Origin of the sequence: Accumulibacter sp., from assembly GCF_031732815.1 — a bacterium.
Lineage (GTDB): Bacteria > Pseudomonadota > Gammaproteobacteria > Burkholderiales > Rhodocyclaceae > Accumulibacter.
In genome coordinates this window covers 36,810-40,863 of sequence record NZ_JAVMKF010000063.1, presented here as the reverse complement: position 1 = coordinate 40,863, position 4,054 = coordinate 36,810, and the positions used below count along the sequence as shown (strand labels likewise).

Here is a 4,054-nt window from a genome sequence, read left to right as displayed (position 1 = left end):
GCGATCAGCGCCAGCACGGCGACGGTGGCAAGTGGCTTTTGCATGCGGGTTCTCCAGTTCCGACGATTCCCGCCGCAAGCAGCCGCGCGGCGATCATCGGGCGCGAGGAAAGCAGTCGGCAGCGACAACGCCGCCGTCGACGCAGCGGGACACGCATAGGATAACGCAGCCGCATGCTGCTCGCCGACACAAGCCGCACGCGCAGCCAGCGCGATCAATCGGCCGCCGGCAGAATCTGCTCGACGATCGCCCGCTCACCCGTGCACCGCCACTGAATCTCCAGATCGTAGAGCCGAAAGCCGTAAATGCGCAGCGGATCGGTAGCGTACGCCGGGCGCGGATCGTAGGCGAGAACCTCGTCGAGCAGCGCCGCCAGGTCGGGCCAGCGCTCTGCGTGGCAGGGCAACTGGCCAAGCGCGCGGGCGCTGAAATCGACCGGCAACCTGACCGGTGGCCCGGCGACGAAGCCGGCACGCGCCTCGTCCTCGCGGTCGACGAAAGGAAGATACGGTTTGATATCGAGAATCGGTGTTCCGTCCAACAGGTCGACACCGGCGAAGGTGAGCACGACACCGTCGCGCGTATCGAGCGAACGCAACTCGACCAGAGACAAACCGAGTGGATTGAGCCGGAAAGGGCTGCGACTGGCGAACACGCCGACCCGCTGGTTGCCACCGAGGCGCGGCGGGCGGACGGTCGGGCTCCATCTGCCGGCGCTCCGGTGAAAGAGAAAAGTCAGCCAGACATGCGAGAACGCGTCCAGACCGCGCACGGCTTCGGCCCGGTCGCACGGGGGCAGCAGGCGCAGCGTGCCGCAGGCGTGCGGCGCCAGGCGCGGCTGGCGCGGAATGCCGAAGCGATCACGAAAAGGAGTCGCCAGGTAACCGATCGGACGCAGGCGGAAAGCAGGTGAATCCGCCGCCGCTACCTCGATCGGCGGCGGCTCGCCGCTCACCGCTTGTGCTCGAGCAGCGCCAGCGCATGGCTGGCCATCGCCTGGACGACGTCTGGCGCTTCGCCGATCGCCGTCGCCAGCTCGCAACGCACCGTCGGGTTGCGCCGTTGCAAGTCGCTGATGAGCAAGGGTACGTCGCGCTTCAGATGGCCGCCCTGGGCGAGGAACATGGGCAGCACGATGACATGCCGGTAGCCGTCAGCGACCAGACGGTCGAAGCAAGTCGCCAGATCGGGCTGCATGAACTCGAGAAACGCCAGGTCGACCCGCAGGTCAGGCGCCGCCGCATGCACCGCCGCGCGCACCCGACGCAGCGGCTGCGCCCACTCTGGATCGCGCGCGCCATGCGCAAAGAGGACAAGCGCGCGGCGCACGGTCAGGCGGCCAGCCGCGTCGGGGGCAGTCGGCGCGGCTGCGTGATCGCTCATCTGGCACCCCCGCGCCGTCCGCCAAACGGCAGCGCTCGCCGGCAAGGCAGGCATCGCGACAAGCTCATCGGCACTCGGCCAGGGCCATGATCTCGACCGCAGAATCGACCACGTGATCGGCACCCCAGCTTTCGATCGGCGGGCCGTCACCGAGGTAGCCGTAGCGCACGGCGACGGTGACCATCCCGGCAGCCCGACCGGCCTCGATGTCGCGCGGGTCGTCGCCGACGTAGAGGCAGCACGCCGGTTCGCGCGCGATCAGTGTGCACGCCAGCCGCATCGGCTGCGCTGCCGGCTTGGCGCGCGGCGCCGAATCGCCGCTGACGATGCACGCCGCGCGCTTGGCGTAGCCCAGGCGGTCGAGCAGCGGCAAGGTGAAACGCTGCGCCTTGTTGGTAACGATTCCCCACGGCGCCGCCCGTTCCTCGAGCCGGCAGAGGACTTCGTCCACGCCGGCGAAGACGGTGGTCGACACGCAGATGTCCTGGCTGTAGTACTGCAGGAAGCGCTGGTACGACTCGGCGTAGGACGCATCGCCCGGGTACAGGTCGAGTCCGGCCTTGAGCATGCCGCGCACTCCCTGCGAGGTATAGGAGCGCAGTTGGCCGGCGGGGACCGGTGCCAAGTCCAGATCCTCACGCAGGCGGTTGAGCGCCGCCGCCAGATCGGGAGCGGTGTCGGCAAAAGTGCCGTCGAGGTCGAAAAGGACCGCTTCAAACATCCTTCAGCGCGTGCACGAGATAGTTGACGTCGCTGTCGTCGCCGAGCGCATAGCGACCAGTCAGCGGATTGTAGCTCATCCCCCGCAAGTCGTCCGGAACGAGGCCGACCAGTCGCGCCCAGCGCACCAGTTCAGACGGCTTGATGAACCTGGCGTAGTCGTGGGTGCCGCGCGGCAACATGCGCAGGACATACTCGGCGCCGATCACGGCGAGCAGATAGGCCTTCGGGTTGCGGTTGATCGTAGAGAAGAAGACATGTCCACCGGGCCGCGCGAGGGTAGCGCAAGCGGCAACGGTACTCGCCGGATCAGGCACATGCTCGAGCATTTCCATGCAGGTGACGACATCAAAGGCGCCGGCTTCCTGCGTTGCCAGGTCTTCCGCCGAAACCTTGCGATAGTCGACCTGGCGACCGCTTTCGAGCAGATGCAGGCGGGCGACGCTCAACGCCTGATCGGAAAGGTCGATGCCGGTAACCCGTGCGCCCTGCGCCGACATGGCTTCCGAGAGCAGACCGCCCCCGCAACCGACATCGAGCACTGTCTTCCCAGCGAGTCCGCAATGGCCGTCGATCCAGGCCAAGCGCAAAGGATTGATGTCATGCAGCGGCTTGAAGTCGCTGCCGGGATCCCACCAGCGATGCGCAAGCTGGCTGAATTTTTCGAGTTCGGTCGGGTCGGCGTTGAGCATGGCAGGACTGATCAGGCGGCGGGTCGAAACGGTGGGCGAGCTGCGTACCAGAGACGTAGCGCTACCGAGGCAGGCAAAAGAAAAAGCCCTGCTGGAGCAGGCAAAAGAAAAAGCCCTGCTGGAGCAGGCAAAAGAAAAAGCCCTGCTGGAGCAGGGCTTTCCATCACAACCATCGGCGTTTACTTGGTGCCGATCAGTTCGATATCGACGCGGCGATCGGGCTGCAGGCAGTCGATCACTTTCTTGCTCTTCGGTCCCTGGCACTGACCGGGCTTGGTCACCGGCTGCTTCTTGCCCTTGCCTTCGGTGTAGACGCGGTTGGCCTCGATACCCTTGCTGACCAGGTAGCTCTTGACCGCTGCCGCACGCCGCTCGGACAAGGCCTGATTGTACGAATCGGAACCGATGCGGTCGGTATGACCAACGGCCGTAATCACCTCAAGCTTGACGTCCTTCGCCTTGGCGGCGACTTCGTCGAGCTTGCGCATGCCTTCCGGACGCAGCGTCGCCTTATTGAAGTCGAACAGCGCATCGGCGGCGAGGCTGATCTTGTCGCCCGACGGTTTGGCTGCCGGCGCGGCAGCGCCCATCGCCCGGGCCGCCGGAGCTGGATCGCAGACCTCCTTCGGCAGCAGATCGCGGTCGCACTTGCAACCCGCCGGATCCTTGGCGGCGGCGGCCGGCGTCCAGAAACCCGTGCGCCAGCACAAGCCGTTGCCACTGACGACGACCTCGCCGCGTGGGTCGATCACGTACACGCGATCCGCCGAGGTTTGCGCCTGAGCCAGCGTAGCGCCAAAGCCGAGAGCAGCGGCAATCAAGGCCATCGCGGAGTATCTTGCAGTTCTCTTCATCTGGGTTTCCCTCGTTAGTTGAAGCTCGCGGAACCGGCCCGCATAGCCTGTAATGCTTCGTTGTTGACATGAACTTGACATGACCGTGACATGAACGTGTCAGCGACGGATTTTATTTTGCCACAACAACGCCAGTCTGATCAATCCAGTTTCGTTGTTTTCAATCAGTTGCCCGCCCTCGACGCGCTGCCGCCCGGCCACCCAGACATCCGAAACGTGTTCGCGGCCGGCCGCATAGGTCAGATGCGAAACCGGGTCATAACACGGAACCAGGGCAATGTCGGCGAGATCGACGGCACACAGGTCGGCTGCCTTGCCGACGGTGATCGAGCCGATCTCGCCGTCCAAACCGAGCGCGCGGGCGCCGCCGAGCGTCGCCATGTGCAGAACGTGATGCGCATCGAC

Annotated in this window: 6 protein-coding genes; all 6 read right to left on the bottom strand. The window is 65.5% G+C overall.

Translation table 11 applies throughout. From position 1 onward, the window contains the following. Positions 1-214 precede the first annotated feature (214 nt). Positions 215-955 carry a tRNA (N6-threonylcarbamoyladenosine(37)-N6)-methyltransferase TrmO gene (tsaA, locus tag RKP46_RS05545; RefSeq protein WP_311105708.1) on the bottom strand — a complete coding sequence of 247 codons (741 nt, stop codon included), beginning with the start codon at positions 953-955 and terminating at the stop codon, positions 215-217. Continuing rightward, positions 952-1,383 carry a CbiX/SirB N-terminal domain-containing protein gene (locus RKP46_RS05540; RefSeq protein ID WP_311105707.1) on the bottom strand — a complete coding sequence of 144 codons (432 nt, stop codon included), beginning with the start codon at positions 1,381-1,383 and terminating at the stop codon, positions 952-954. Before RKP46_RS05540 ends, tsaA begins: the two co-directional genes overlap by 4 nt. A 64-nt stretch (positions 1,384-1,447) precedes the next feature. Next, entirely contained in the window at positions 1,448-2,104 is a 657-nt protein-coding gene (locus RKP46_RS05535; protein WP_311105706.1) for an HAD-IA family hydrolase, read from the bottom strand. After that, on the bottom strand, positions 2,097-2,795 hold the full coding sequence (gene ubiG, locus RKP46_RS05530) for a bifunctional 2-polyprenyl-6-hydroxyphenol methylase/3-demethylubiquinol 3-O-methyltransferase UbiG (protein ID WP_311105705.1): 699 nt from the start codon (positions 2,793-2,795) through the stop codon (positions 2,097-2,099). Before ubiG ends, RKP46_RS05535 begins: the two co-directional genes overlap by 8 nt. Before the next feature lie 179 nt (positions 2,796-2,974). Continuing rightward, positions 2,975-3,649 carry an OmpA family protein gene (locus RKP46_RS05525; protein WP_311105704.1) on the bottom strand — a complete coding sequence of 225 codons (675 nt, stop codon included), beginning with the start codon at positions 3,647-3,649 and terminating at the stop codon, positions 2,975-2,977. A 99-nt stretch (positions 3,650-3,748) separates the two neighbouring features. Beyond that, positions 3,749-4,054, bottom strand: a 306-nt coding sequence (locus RKP46_RS05520) for an amidohydrolase family protein (protein ID WP_311105703.1), incomplete at its 5' end; no start/stop codon positions are given.